The sequence below is a fragment of the Croceibacter sp. genome (assembly GCF_002716225.1).
Taxonomy (GTDB): domain Bacteria; phylum Bacteroidota; class Bacteroidia; order Flavobacteriales; family Flavobacteriaceae; genus Croceibacter; species Croceibacter atlanticus.
The window spans coordinates 295231-309521 of sequence record NZ_PAZX01000013.1 but is presented as its reverse complement, the minus strand read 5'-3'; the positions used below and the strand labels follow the sequence as shown (position 1 = coordinate 309521).

The window sequence follows — 14291 nt, the reverse complement described above, 5'->3', positions numbered from 1 at the left end:
CTTATTTTATAGGAATATAAATTTCTGTTACCCAGTTTGCTGGATTTGGGTCTGCACTAGGATCTGTTCTATAAACTTCAAAGTCTTTTGAAGTCTCCATTTTCTCAAGGCTATTTTCTTCTAAATAAGCATTAGCCGCACCCCAAGCATCTTTTAAATTTTTATAATCTCCTTTAAGTGTCGTCTTAACAACTTTTTGAGATGGCATAAAACCGCATAATATAGGACTATCATTAGGAGTGATAACTTGGTTTGTGGTTGGTATTGCAGAAGAAAATATAGCGGTATTATTTGCTAAGTCCCATTGCTCGTAAATAGTCATTGGACTACCGGAAATAGGAATATTATTTTCTTGCATATAAGAAAATACTTGTGGCATCATCTCTGCCATTTTGGTGCCAATAGCACTTATCTTAGATGCAGAAGTATTGTACATATAATAACCGCCACTATGTTGTGTAATGCCATCAACATTTATAGAAAATTCAGACATTTTAGTTTCGATTACTGTATTAATGTTTTCTAAGCCTTTAGGAAACATTGGTTTTAGCATTTGTGTGTAAGAACCATCTTGTGTTGCCCAATATGCTTTATCCTGAAAACTTTGAGAACCCTTCATTCCCCAAGTTACTTTTGTACCTTCTTCAACCTCTTCAAATGTCCAATATACAGTACTTTCAGAAGGTCCTAAAGGTGTTTCCATTACCATGGTTTGTGTAATGCTTTTATTTGGTATAGCATCAATAGTTTCAATACGGCCATCTGGAGCAGTATCACCTGTCCAAGAATAGCTTGCGCCAACGCCTACTGTTTTTTCTGGGTAGCTTGTAACTATGTTTGGATCATCTGCTTTCCAAGGACCCCAGTTTTCCCAAGTTTTAAGATCATTTATTTCATTGTAAATTACAGATGCTGGTGCATTAATTACTTTAGAGTCTTCAACTTGAAAGTCTCCATCTATAGTGGCTACATATATAGAGGCACCAATTATTACAATTAGTAAAAGGAAAAATAAGTATTTTAAAAATTTCATAAAGTTAGGGGTATAGTTAATGGTATGTAAATATACATATTATAGCAACTGTTTTCGAAACATTTTTGGGGTATAAGTGATAAAATATGCTTTTAAGGTTATGAAGTTGAATGAATTACAGGAGTCATTCTTAAAAATATATGAGATAAGGAATTAAGATTTAGCGAAATACCATTAAATTGCACCTTAAATAATCAAATTATATAAAATGACATTTAAATATCTAACCGTATTAAGTTTAGGGTTACTTCTTTTATCATCTTGTGGCCAAGAAAAGAAAGAAGAGGTAAAACCAGAACCAAAAGAAACCAAAGCTGGAATTGTAGATGAATTTGCAGACATTAAAATCTTGCAATACGAAATTCCTGGATGGGAAAATTTAAGTCTAGAAAAGCAAAAGCTTGTTTACTACATGACGCAAGCTGGTCTTAGTGGTCGTGATATGATGTGGGCTCAAAACTACCGTCATAACCTTACTATTCGTAAAGCATTAGAAAATGTGTATACAACATACACTGGTGATAAAAACACAGAAGACTGGAAAAACTTCGAAACGTTTGTTAAGCGTATATGGTTCTCTAATGGTATACACCATCATTACAGTACTGTAAAGATGACTCCAGAGTTTTCTGCAGAGTATTTAAATCAACTTTTAGCAGATACAAATACAACGCTTGAAGGCGAAGCTTTTGAAGTATTGTTTAATGATAAAGATGCTAAAAAAGTAAACCTTTCTAAAGATGCAGATATTGTATTAGAGAGCGCTATAAACTTTTATGGACCAGATGTAACTACTGCAGATGTAGAGCAGTTTTATGGATCTAAAACAGTTGACGCTAATGAGCCAATTGAACTTGGTCTTAATACTAAACTTGTTAAGGAAAACGGTAAGCTGGTTGAAAAAACATACAAAAGTGGAGGTCTTTATGGCGAAGCTATTGATGAGGTTATCGGTTGGTTAGAAAAAGCTAAAGGAGTAGCAGAAAATGAAAATCAAGCAAAAGCTTTAGGATTATTAATAGACTATTATAAAACAGGAAGCTTAGATACTTGGGATGAGTATGCTATTGCTTGGGTAAACTCTACAGAAGGTGATATCGATTGGATAAATGGCTTTATTGAAGTTTACAACGATCCAAAAGGCTATAAAGGTTCTTATGAAAGTATTGTACAGATTAAAGATTTTGACATGTCTAAAAAGATGGCTGTTTTATCTAAAGATGCACAATGGTTTGAAGATAACTCTCCATTAATGGCTGAGCACAAAAAAGCAGAGGTAAAAGGAGTATCTTATAAAACTGTTATTGTTGCAGGAGAAGCTGGAGATGCTTCACCAAGTACGCCAATTGGTGTGAACTTACCTAACAACAACTGGATAAGACAAGCTCACGGAAGTAAGTCTGTATCCTTAGGTAACATAATTAATGCATATAATGGTGCTGGCGGTTCTGGTCGTTTAGAAGAATTTGCAAACGATTCTTTAGAGGTAGCATTAGAAAAAGAATATGGTAAGCAAGCAGATAAGTTACACACCGCATTACACGAAGTAGTAGGGCACGCTTCTGGACAGATAAATCCAGGTGTTGGTACACCAAAAGAAACTTTAAAGAGTTACAAATCTACAATTGAAGAAGGTCGTGCAGATTTATTCGGTTTATACTATTTAATGGATCCTAAACTTCAAGAACTAGGATTAACAGACAACTGGGAAAAAACAGGAAAAGCTGCTTATGATGGTTATATAAGAAATGGTATGATGACGCAGCTAATTCGATTAGAATTAGGTGATGATGTAGAAGAAGCACATATGCGTAACAGACAATGGGTAAGTGCTTGGGTGTTCGAGAAAGCTCAAGAATCTGGAGCAGTTGTTATGGAGCAACGTGATGGTAAAACTTACTTTGATATTAAAGACTACTCTAAAATGCGTGAGCTGTTTGGAGAATTACTTAAGGAAACACAGCGAATTACATCTGAAGGTGACTATGAAGCTGCTAAAGCTTTAGTTGAAGATTATGGTGTAAAAGTAAATCAAGACATTCATAAAGAAGTTTTAGAACGAAATAAGCAATTTAAAAGTGCACCTTATAGTGGTTTTGTAAATCCTGTTCTTGTTCCAGAAATGGATGAAGATGGAACCATTACTGCTATAAAAGTTACACAACCAGAATCTTTTGAGGCTCAAATGCTTGAGTATGCAAAAACATATGGATTCTTAAAATAAGAACTATGAAATATGTATTAGCCATAGTATTAAACTTAGGTGTGTTTTTTAGCTTGTATGCTCAAAATGACTCACCATTTTACGCAACCTTAAATAAGGAAGATGCAAGCACACTAAAGCTTCAATTCCCAGATGCTGTACAAATATTAGGATCAACAGAATATGAGTCTGCAGTTATGCTAACCGAGACTGCAGCTCATGAATTACATGATGCTATATTGGTACACGGACCAGGATATATTAGAAAGCCTTCTGCAGAGAAGGCTTTAAATGATATCGCTGCAACACCACTAATTCCAAATGCACAATCGTTTACAAGTACTAACTATACCATTACACATGATGCTATAGTTACACAAGCTTTAAATGAAGTAAGCACATCGAATTTAGAAGATCATATTATAGAGTTGCAAAATTATGGTACCAGATACCATAACAGACCAGAAGGAACACAAGCTGCTATGGATTTAAAAGCAAAATGGGAAGCATTGGCAGCAAGTTATAACCGTACAGATGTCTCTGTGAGATTATTTAACCATACAGGGACCACAATGCCGTCTGTTATAATGACCATTACAGGTGCTGTATCTCCAAATGAGTATGTAATAACTGGAGGCCATTTAGATACAACAGCAAGTGTAAATGCGTTGGCGCCAGGTGCAGATGATGATGCCTCAGGTATTGCTACAATTACTGAAGCAGCTCGTGTTTTATTCGAAATAGATTTTGTGCCTAACCGTACCATTGAAATTATGGCATATGCTGCAGAAGAGATAGGTTTAGTTGGTTCTGCAGAAATTGCACAATCTTATAGTAACGACAATAAAAATGTAATTGGTGTCACTCAATTTGATATGACAAATTTTAATGGCTCAGACAACGATGTTTATTTTATAACAGATAATACAGATACATCATTAAATTCATTTTTAATGCAGTTGTTAGACTACTATAATGCAGATGGCGTACACCAAGTTACTTACGGTACATCGTTATGTAATTATGGATGTTCAGACCACGCAAGTTGGTTTGCACAAGGCTACCCAGCATCTTTTCCCTTTGAAGCTGCTTTTGGAGAACATAACCAAGCTATTCATACCTTAGGAGATACGTTTACAGTTTCTGGTACTGCAGATCACGCTACAAAATTCACAAAACTTTGTACAGAGTTTTTAATTGAAACAGCAAAAACTTCAGTATTAGGCGTTACGGAGTTTAATCAGCCAAATGTAATAACAACTGTAAATGATAATATCTTAAGCTATAGGTTTGAGTCTTCAGATTATACTGTCGAATCACTTTCTATCTACGACATTAGCGGAAAAAAGCTAACGTTTGAGAATCTTGATGGGAATACAGGAAATTATGATTTAAACTCGCTAAGTACAGGATTATATATAGCAAGCTTTAAGATAAAAAACCAAGGTGTTTTTTCTCAGAAGATAAGTGTGGAGTAATTACAACAAGACATAAACTATGAAAAGCCACGTTTAACGTGGCTTTTTTTATTAGTAATAACTTTACTAATTAAGCTGTGTCTTCAAGATAAACAAGAACACGATAAAAGCTATAAAGCCTAGTAGTATAAAAATACTGCCCTTGTAATTTTTTTTGTGAAGCTTAGCATCTTTCCTGTAGGTGAAAATCATAGCAATTACAAATGCTATAAAGAAAAGTGCTGCAAAAATGTATTGTCCTGTACTAAACATAAGTTGTACTTTTAAAGCACAAAAATACTCTAAAAACTATGAAAAAACGCATTAACGCCGTAAGACAATTTCACACTGCATTTGGGTTAGGTATGAAGGAAGAGCCAACTGCCGACTTAGGTTTGGCAAAGAACACACTTCGTTTTAATTTAATGAAAGAAGAAAATGAGGAATATTTAGAAGCTGCTAATAATAATGATCTGGTTGAAGTGGCAGATGCCTTAGGAGATATGTTATACATTTTATGCGGCACTATTATAGAGCACGGTATGCAACATAAAATTGAAGAAGTGTTTGATGAAATACAGCGCAGCAATATGAGTAAACTTGGTGAAGATGGTAAACCAATTTATAGAGAAGATGGTAAAGTGTTAAAAGGTCCAAATTACTTTAAGCCAAGTATTAAAGAAATTCTTGAATCTAAATAAAGAGATATTACAACTAAAAAAGTCAGCTATAATGCTGACTTTTTTGATTTCTTATAAGTTCTTCCGTACCATAGTAATGTTCCGGTTACTGGTAAACTTGCAATAAGTAAACTTGAAAGAAAAGCTATAATCTTTCCAGCAATACCACCAATGGCACCTATATGTATGTCGTAATTCATCCTAAGTATCTTATCGGAAACCTCAGCATTGCTATATGTTCCATATACACTTGGTGTTTCAATTTCCTCTAAAGTATTTTGATCGAAAAACCTAAAGTCTGAATCGTAATACACACCTTCTGTATTAGAAGTTTCAATATAAATACTCTCAGTTTCAGAATGTGGATAATGCAGTTCAAAACTTTCAGCATTTGGATTTTCTTTCCTCAGTAATGGTATTAATTGATCTATTGGAGAAACATCCTCATTTTTTTCTAAAGTAGTTGAGGCATTTTCAGGAATTATAAACGCAATTGTTTTATCACCGCCAATTGCTTTGTAAAAACCATAACGCATCCAGTTATAAGACATTATAGATCCTGTAAATGCTAAGATTAATGCTAATGCGCACACATAAAATCCTAATATGGTATGCAAATCGAAATTCTTTCGTTTCCAACGTGTGGTGGCTTTCCATTTAAAGCTTACACGTTGTTTAAGGTTTTTACGCCGTTTAGGTAACCACAGTAAAAAGCCAGAGATAATGATAATAATAAATAGAAGGATAGATACACCAACAACTTGTTCTCCTAACTCTTTAGGAAGCCACAGCCTCATGTGGCCTTTTAATATGAAAGCAAAAAAACCAGTCATATGATCTTTAACTTCTAAGATTTCACCAGAATACGGATTTAAAAACACGCTTTGGTAAAATTCTGGTTCTGCATCATAAAATATAACTTCAATAGGATCATTAGGTTGCTTAAATAAAGTACCATGAACAGTTTGTTGTGGAAATACTGTCTTGGCAATATCTTTAGCTTCTGTAGGAGTTAGGTGTTCTTGAGCCCTAACCTCTATAACTGTGTCGTCATTTAATAAAGCTTCAATTTCTTCTTTAAATGCCCAGAAACAACCAGTAATTGCTACTATAAATACAACAATACCTGTTGTTAACCCTAAGATTTTATGTAGTGTAAGTATTTGCTTTTTATATTTCATATAATTAACCTTGAAAAGGGCACCTGTACAGATACCCTTTTATATAATTCAAATTATTACTTAAAACTTGTAAGACACATTTGCTAATACTGCTCTAGGTGTTTGTGGAGAAATTGTTGTCCAACCTTTATAATACTCTTTATTAAACGCATTGTTTAACTTTAGAGTAATCCTGTATTTATTAGCTTGATAAAAAACAGAAGCATTTGCAATGGTATAGCTTGGAAGGATAAACTCTCCAGTAGACTCGTAGTTAATTGCAAAACGCTCACTTGCACCATTAAACCCTAATCCAAGACCAAAACCTTCTAAAGAACCTTGCTGCACTTCATAGTTTGCCCAGAAATTGTAAAGTGTTTCTGGTCCAGCTTCTAATGGCCTTCTGTTTAGTATTTCTGGGTTGTCAGATTTTGTAGTGGTACTCTCATTATTACTAAATCCTGCTCTTATATTTAACCCATTTACAGGGTTTGCATTAACTTCTATTTCGAAACCTTTACTTTCTACCTCACCACCTTGTATTTTATTAAACGGCGAAGAAGGATCTGTAATTACACGATCTGTAACCTGAATGTTATAATAACTAATTGTAGCATCTAATCTGTTATTAAAAAGATTAGTTTTTAAACCAACCTCAAATTGATTGGCTTGCTCTGGATCAAATGTTTGTAAAGTTTGCGGGCCATCTTCTGGGTTACCAACTAATTGTGGAGCAACATTTGTAAATCCGTTTTGATAGTTAGTAAATACAGATAAACGATCTTTAATTGGCTGGTATAATAACCCAAATTTTGGTGAAAGTGTTGTTTGATTATAATCATCTTCTGCAGATGAAATATCACCTTCATTATCAAAATGATCTAAACGCAATCCAACCATTGCAGAAAAATTATTGGTAATATCTAACACGTCTGAAGCATATAGACTATAAATATGATATTTAGACTTATTGTTTCCAATGGCTTGAGACTCCAATGCAGCATCTACTCCAGATGAAGATAACGGGTAAGCGTCTTCTTCTACTTCTGGAGTAAAAGGATTATCACCATTACTGCCACCTTCTGGTGTAATATTGCCATAAAATGCATAACCAGTATTATTACTAGTTTGTGTTGCTGTAAAGTAATCTGCACCAATAACAACTCTATTTCTCAAGTTGGCAACTTTAAAATCACCAATAAAGTTTTGTTGAATGTCAGATGTTTCAGTATTGGCGTTTTGCTTACTTATATATCTTGTGAAGGTATCATCACCTAAGATACCAAAGTCAAATAAATACGAATAGTACCCTTTTGTAGATGTAGAACTTTTAGAAAGCAATGTTTGAGATTGCCATGTATCAGATAATTTATAATCCATTTCTAAACGATAATTCTGAGAAGGATTTTCAAGTGTTAAGTCATTACTTGTAAATGAAAGTTTATTGTTATATCCTAATTCATCTAAATTACTAGCCTCTGTAGGAGCACTTCTGTTAAGAAATAAGAACATAGGGTTTGTTTGTTCTGCTTGTGTAATTTCACCGTAAAATGAAAACGATAACTTATTGTTTACTTTATAAGATAATGATGGTGCAACAAAGAACGATTTCCTAAATCCAGCATCTTGAAAACTTTGCTGAGAGGCATAAGATGTATTTAATCTAAAATATAAATTTTCCTCTTTATCTAGAGCGGTGTTAAAATCTCCTGTGACCTGGTTAAAACCATAAGAACCTGCAGTATAAGAAAGCTCACCGCCAGTACCAGCATAAGGTTTTTTGGTAACTACATTTATTAAGCCACCATAAGACGAAACCGCATTACCAAATAAAGTTGCAGAAGGTCCTTTAATTACTTCAATACGCTCAATATTAGCCGAGTTTATTGTGCCATTAGTTAAACCTGGTAAACCATTAACCAATTGTGGTTGCACAGAAAATCCTCTTAAAGAATAATATCCTGCACCATCTCCACCACGTCCAGTTGAGGTCCAAAGTTTTTCAATACCTACAGCATTATTTAAAGCATCTTCAAAATTTGTAACTACTTGAGACTCTAAAAGCTCATTAGTCACTGTACTATAAACTTGTGTATTCTCAATATCTTTTAAAGGTAGTTTTGCTACATAGGCTGTTTTCTTTCTAGAAAATTTATTTTGGCGTTCGCCATTAATTACCACTTCATTTAAAATTTCATTTCCTTCATAAAGTACAATATTACCTAGCGTTAAAACACCGTCATTTTGTACTGAAACTTGTTTAGTTTGTGTTTTAAAACCAAGGTAAGAAATGGTTAATGTGTAATTGCCTGCTGAAAGATTTTCAATACTAAAGTCACCTTGTTCATTAGATTGAGTACCTGTATTTAATTGAGCAATTAAAACATTTACACCAGAAAGAGGTTTTTGGTCTGCATCTGTAATACGGCCTTTTATAGTGCTATTTTCTTGAGAAAAGCAATTAAGATAGACTGTAAATAAGAGAACGATTGTTAGTAGTCGTGTCATTTGTTTTTATTTAGACTTGATATAAATAGATTGTTTTCGGCAAATGTAATTGCCGAAACCTTAGTATCCAAATTATTTATATTAAATCTAAATAAGGTTTTGTAATTTTCTAAACGTAAAGGGTTTGGGGCTCGTGTTTTTTAGTAATTAAAACTACAATCCATCAAATATTCCAGAAATAAGCGCAGAAAATCCTTCTGAAATGCCATCAAATACAGTCTCTAAATCTAACCAAGATGCATCTAAATCCATATCTGGTATAGTAGACCATTGTTCTGCTGTTGCACCAGAAACACCCTTAAGCATTTCAGCTTTCATAGAAATGTAATCACAGACTTCTCCAACCTTTTCGTGATAAATATCAAAGTCATATTTTGTGGAGAAGATGCTCATTGCCCAGCACGAAAAATCTAACTGCGATGCCCATTTGCTATTATTATGAGCCTCCTTTATCTGTTTGGGTTTATAATGCTGTTGTTTACCGTGTTCCTTTACAAGCAGAGTGCCAATGTCTTTTAAGTAGTCTTGTTTTTGATCTGGAATTTTATGACATTGGTCTTTCATAAACTTAAGGATTATGGTTTTGTAGCTCTCAACATTTCACGTTTACCTGGAGGTCCTGGCAATCGCTCTACTTTAAAGCCAACAGCTTGCATTGCTCTACGTACACTGCCTTTTGCAGCATAAGTGGTTAAAACACCGTTTGGTTTTAATGCCGTGTACATAATCTTAAATATTTCTTCTGTCCAAAGATCTGGTTGCACGCGAGCACCAAAGGCATCAAAATAAATTAAGTTAAAGGCATTGTTAGCTTTTATGTCTTTAAAGAATTGTTGTCTCTTTGTAAGTGTGAAGTTTTCTGAAATAGTAATAGCCTCATCCCAAGAAGATGAATGCATTGTAGTAAAAATTGCACTGTGGTTTTCTGCATTAAGAGCCGAAACATAATTTAATTTATCAACCTCTTCTGGTAGCACAGGATAAGCTTCAATACCTTCATAATTAATTACAAGGTTTCTTTTTTGTGCTTCTAAAAATGTAATAAATGCATTTAGTCCTGTACCAAAGCCAATTTCTAAAATGTGTAATGGGCTACTAGCGTATTGTTGTTGGTCTAAAATATGAGCCAATCCCATATCTATAAATACGTGATTGGCTTCTTGTATTGCACCGTGTTTGGAGTGGTATTGCTCATCCCATTCTGGAAAATGGATCGAGGTACTACCGTCTCCAGTAATAATGATTTCGCGTTTCACTACTTAGTTTGAATCTCTTCATTTTCAGATTCTGGCACTAATACACCATCTGCTAAAAATGAATATGTTCTTTTAGGTTCTGTAATAGCTTCAACCTCTTCTTTTGTCTTACCAGCATCTTCTGCATAGTGGCGTTGCTCATCCACAGAAACTTCTTGTATAAAGGCTTTACCATGAACAACAACAGTGTCTTCTGCTATGTCTTTAGGCATAAAGAAACCGTAATCTTTAAATTTTACCATAGCAGTCTCACTGTTTGGCATATCTAACTTCATCCAGCAGCCTTTATTTTGGCATACTGCATTTACTTTGGCCTCAAATGCAACAACAATAGTATCGTTAGCTTCCATAGAGTTATAAAGAGCTGCCATGTCTTCTGTAGATTTTGGTGTTTTAGCATCAAAAGCTTCGCCTTTCAAACTGTAAGCATTTTCCTGCACCTCTTTTTCCTCAATCGTTTTCGGAGTATCTTTGCAGGATTGAAGGGTTACAAGTAAAATGAGCGAAAAAATAGTGTATTTTAAAGTGTTCATTGTCTTAAGTATATTATAATTTAAGTCAAAATTAAGAAAACCTTACGTATTGTAACCAACGCGATATTGTATTTTTGCAAAAAACATAAAATTCATGGAATCAATGACAGATGCTCCAATTAAAATTACGAAAACTACAGCTTCTAAATTAGAGCAGGTAGACTTTAGTAATTTAACATTCGGGAAAAATTTTACAGACCACATGTTTGTGTGCGACTATAAAAATGGCGAATGGCAGACACCAGAGATTGTTCCTTACGGCCCAATTACTATGGAGCCATCAGCTAAAGTATTTCACTACGGTCAAGCCGTTTTTGAAGGCATGAAAGCCTTTAAGGATGATAATGATGATGTGTTTTTGTTTAGACCAAAAGACAATTTAGATAGAATTAATAAGTCTGCCAAGCGTATGGCTATACCAGCATTTCCAGAATCTTACTTTATGGAAGGCTTACAAGCGCTCTTAAATTTAGATCGTAATTGGATTAAAGCTGGAGCAGGAAACTCTTTATACATAAGACCTTTTGTAATTGCAACAGAGTCTGGTGTATCTGCATCTCCATCATCGTCTTATAGGTTTATGATAATTTGTGCGCCAGCAAACGCATATTACAAGGGTGAAGTAAAAGTACTGTTTGCCGAAAAGTATAGCCGATCTGCAGATGGTGGTGTTGGTTATGCAAAAGCAGCAGGAAACTACGGTGCGCAATTTTTCCCAACAAGTTTAGCACAAGCAGAAGGTTTTCAGCAAATTATCTGGACAGATGCTAAAACTCATGAGTATTTAGAGGAAGCTGGCACAATGAATATTTTCTTTAGAGTAAATGACACGTTACTAACAGCACCTATAAGCGACCGTATTTTAGATGGTATTACACGTAAGAGTTTAATACAAATTGCTGAAGATAAAGGTATAGATGTGCAAGTAAGACCAGTATCTGTTAAGGAAATTGTGGAGGCTGCTAAAAACGGATCTTTAAAAGAAATATTTGGTGCAGGTACTGCTGCAACTATTAATCCTATTTCTGGATTTGGACATAAAGGCGAGACTTTTGAATTACCAAAATTAGAATCTTCTTACGCTTCTAACTTCAAAAAGGAGTTAATGGCTATACAATACAACACTAAGGATGATCCTTATGGTTGGAGACATAAAGTATTGTCTTAACATATTACCAAAAACTTAGTACCGAATTGTGATTTTAGATTAATCACAATTCGGTATCATTATTGAGTAATTCTATAGCAACTGGTAACGCCAAATTAAAGCATTTTCGTTACTTTTGAATCTAATGTTATGGGACTACTAAAAACACGTAAAAATAAGAAATTTGGATATGAGCCACGCTATTGGAACGACAATGGTGAAGGCAATCCTTATAAGTTAAAAGGAAAGTTTGATGAGCAACGCACAACGCTTTCGGCTTCTGGAGGCCTTGTAAATCGCTTTAAAACAGCTTGGAATGAGTATAAAACCGAGCAAGACAAGAGTTCTCATAAAACCATAATCATAATTGCAGCCATCTTAATCTTTATCTTTCTTTGGATTATAGATTTTGATTTGACCATATTCTCTGACACCTATTAAATGAGTGACATCATTCAACTCTTACCAGACCACGTTGCCAACCAAATTGCAGCTGGTGAAGTAGTACAACGACCAGCTTCTGTAGTTAAGGAGTTGCTTGAAAATGCATTAGATGCCGGATCGGAAAGTATACAGCTAATTGTTAAGGAAGCAGGAAAAATACTTATACAAGTTATAGATGATGGTAAGGGAATGAGCGTGACAGATGCACGATTATCTTTTGAACGCCATGCAACATCTAAAATAAAGTCAGCTGAAGACCTTTTCGCAATAAATACAAAAGGTTTTAGGGGTGAAGCATTAGCATCAATCGCGGCGGTCTCTCACGTAGAGATGAAAACCAAACAGACTCAAGATGAAGTAGGGACTTATATAAAAATTGAAGGTTCAGAAATAACAACTCAAGATGTTTGTGTAACACCAAAGGGCACAAGTATCTCTGTAAAAAACTTATTTTATAATATACCTGCACGCCGAAATTTCTTAAAATCTGATGCTGTAGAAATGCGTCATATTATAGATGAATTTCAACGTGTGGCACTTGCACATCCATCTGTTGCTTTTGATCTTCATCATAACGGCAGCAGTCTATTTAGTTTGCCAAGTAGTAATTATAGACAACGCATTGTAAATATTTTAGGAACTAAGACTAATGAACGTTTAGTACCTGTTGAAGAAGAAACAGATATCGTTAAGATCTCTGGATTTGTCGGAAAACCAGAATTTGCAAAACGTACACGTGGCGAGCAATTCTTCTTTGTAAATAACAGGTATATAAAGAGTTCTTATTTACATCATTCCATTGTAAGTGCCTTTGAAGGATTATTAAGAGATAAAAGCCATCCAAGCTATTTTTTATATCTAGATGTAGACCCTAAAACTATAGATATAAACATACATCCCACAAAAACAGAAATTAAGTTTGAAGATGAGCATACACTATACGCTATGCTAAAAAGTGTGGTAAAACATAGTTTAGGACAATTTAGTGTAGCACCAGTTTTAGATTTTGATAGGGATAGTGATTTAGATACACCTTACAGTTATAAAGAAAAACACGTTAGCATCCCAAAAATAGATGTAGATAGAAATTTTAACCCTTTTCAGGACTCACAACCTGCAACAGCTTCAAAACAATCTCGTAATTTTCAGCAAAAGCCAACACAATCTTGGGAAAGCTTATATGTAGGCGCAAATACAGAGGCAATTGAAGATAATTTTCAGACATCTGCTATAGAGTTTGAAAGTGACGAGGTAACGGGCAATTTATTTGAAAACGAAATAGAAGAGCATCAAGCTAATAGTTTTCAGATTCATAGAAAATATATAGTAAGCACAATAAAAAGTGGTTTGTTGGTTGTAGATCAACATAGAGCGCACACTCGCGTACTTTATGAAGAGCTTCTAAAAAATATAACAATGAGCTCTGCAGTTAGCCAACAGTTATTATTTCCAATCGAGCTCCAGTTTAATGCTAACGAGCTAAGCTTATTAAATGAATTAAAAGATTCTTTAGTACAAACAGGTTTTGTGTTTGAGGGAAGCCAAGAACATACATTAGTAGTTTCAGGAATACCCACAATAATAAATGAAAGTAACATACAGGATTTATTACAAAGGTTACTTAGTGATTTAGAGCAGGAAGTGCCAGGAAATCAGTTTTCGCAAAATGACACTTTGGCAAAAAGTATGGCAAAAAGTATGGCTGTAAAAGCAGGCACGGTTTTGAATGTAGAAGCACAACAACATTTGTTAAACCAATTGTTTGCTTGTAAAGAACCTAGCGTTACACCACAAAACAGAAAAGTGTTTGTAACACTTACCAGCAACGATCTGGATAATAAGTTTATCTAAAGTGTGTTATCATACAAGA

13 protein-coding genes are annotated in these 14291 nt (G+C 34.4%); 6 read left to right on the top strand and 7 right to left on the bottom strand.

The annotated features are described in order from the left end of the window. Position 1 precedes the first annotated feature (1 nt). The gene (locus CL818_RS11225; protein WP_272973551.1) at positions 2–1033 is read right to left on the bottom strand and encodes an SRPBCC family protein; all 1032 of its coding nucleotides are present in this window, start codon (positions 1031–1033) and stop codon (positions 2–4) included. A gap of 208 nt (positions 1034–1241) precedes the next feature. Between CL818_RS11225 and CL818_RS11220 the strand changes: the two genes are divergently transcribed. After that, on the top strand, positions 1242–3257 hold the full coding sequence (locus CL818_RS11220) for a dipeptidyl-peptidase 3 family protein (RefSeq protein WP_272973552.1): 2016 nt from the start codon (positions 1242–1244) through the stop codon (positions 3255–3257). A 5-nt stretch (positions 3258–3262) separates the two neighbouring features. Further along, entirely contained in the window at positions 3263–4714 is a 1452-nt protein-coding gene (locus CL818_RS11215) for a M20/M25/M40 family metallo-hydrolase (RefSeq protein ID WP_272973553.1), read from the top strand. A gap of 66 nt (positions 4715–4780) precedes the next feature. Here CL818_RS11215 and CL818_RS11210 read toward each other — a convergent pair whose 3' ends face one another. Continuing rightward, positions 4781–4966, bottom strand: a complete 186-nt coding sequence (locus CL818_RS11210; protein ID WP_013187162.1) for a hypothetical protein — start codon at positions 4964–4966, stop codon at positions 4781–4783. A gap of 38 nt (positions 4967–5004) precedes the next feature. Here CL818_RS11210 and CL818_RS11205 point away from each other — a divergent pair, with 38 nt between their 5' ends. Further along, positions 5005–5394: a pyrophosphohydrolase domain-containing protein gene (locus CL818_RS11205; protein ID WP_219359669.1), complete on the top strand. Its 390-nt coding sequence runs from the start codon at positions 5005–5007 to the stop codon at positions 5392–5394. 26 nt (positions 5395–5420) lie between these two features. Here CL818_RS11205 and CL818_RS11200 read toward each other — a convergent pair whose 3' ends face one another. The 5 genes from CL818_RS11200 to CL818_RS11180 form a co-directional block, all read right to left on the bottom strand. Continuing rightward, on the bottom strand, positions 5421–6554 hold the full coding sequence (locus CL818_RS11200; protein ID WP_272973554.1) for a PepSY-associated TM helix domain-containing protein: 1134 nt from the start codon (positions 6552–6554) through the stop codon (positions 5421–5423). A gap of 60 nt (positions 6555–6614) precedes the next feature. Beyond that, the gene (locus CL818_RS11195) at positions 6615–9041 is read right to left on the bottom strand and encodes a TonB-dependent receptor (RefSeq protein ID WP_272973555.1); all 2427 of its coding nucleotides are present in this window, start codon (positions 9039–9041) and stop codon (positions 6615–6617) included. A 153-nt stretch (positions 9042–9194) separates the two neighbouring features. After that, positions 9195–9605, bottom strand: coding sequence for a DUF6559 family protein (locus CL818_RS11190; protein WP_272973556.1), 411 nt, complete (start codon positions 9603–9605; stop codon positions 9195–9197). A gap of 11 nt (positions 9606–9616) precedes the next feature. Beyond that, positions 9617–10297 carry a tRNA (5-methylaminomethyl-2-thiouridine)(34)-methyltransferase MnmC2 gene (gene mnmC2, locus CL818_RS11185; RefSeq protein WP_272973557.1) on the bottom strand — a complete coding sequence of 227 codons (681 nt, stop codon included), beginning with the start codon at positions 10295–10297 and terminating at the stop codon, positions 9617–9619. Then, positions 10297–10830 (bottom strand): DUF4920 domain-containing protein, encoded by a 534-nt coding sequence (locus CL818_RS11180; RefSeq protein ID WP_272973558.1) that lies wholly within the window; start codon positions 10828–10830, stop codon positions 10297–10299. Before CL818_RS11180 ends, mnmC2 begins: the two co-directional genes overlap by 1 nt. 94 nt (positions 10831–10924) lie before the next feature. On the opposite strand from CL818_RS11180, the gene CL818_RS11175 reads away from it, so the two are divergent. From CL818_RS11175 to mutL, 3 genes are all read left to right on the top strand, one after another. Beyond that, entirely contained in the window at positions 10925–11998 is a 1074-nt protein-coding gene (locus CL818_RS11175) for a branched-chain amino acid aminotransferase (protein ID WP_272973559.1), read from the top strand. 129 nt (positions 11999–12127) lie between these two features. Further along, positions 12128–12418, top strand: coding sequence for a riboflavin synthase subunit beta (locus CL818_RS11170; RefSeq protein ID WP_272973560.1), 291 nt, complete (start codon positions 12128–12130; stop codon positions 12416–12418). Next, positions 12419–14272, top strand: a complete 1854-nt coding sequence (gene mutL, locus CL818_RS11165) for a DNA mismatch repair endonuclease MutL (protein WP_272973561.1) — start codon at positions 12419–12421, stop codon at positions 14270–14272. Positions 14273–14291: the final 19 nt, after the last annotated feature.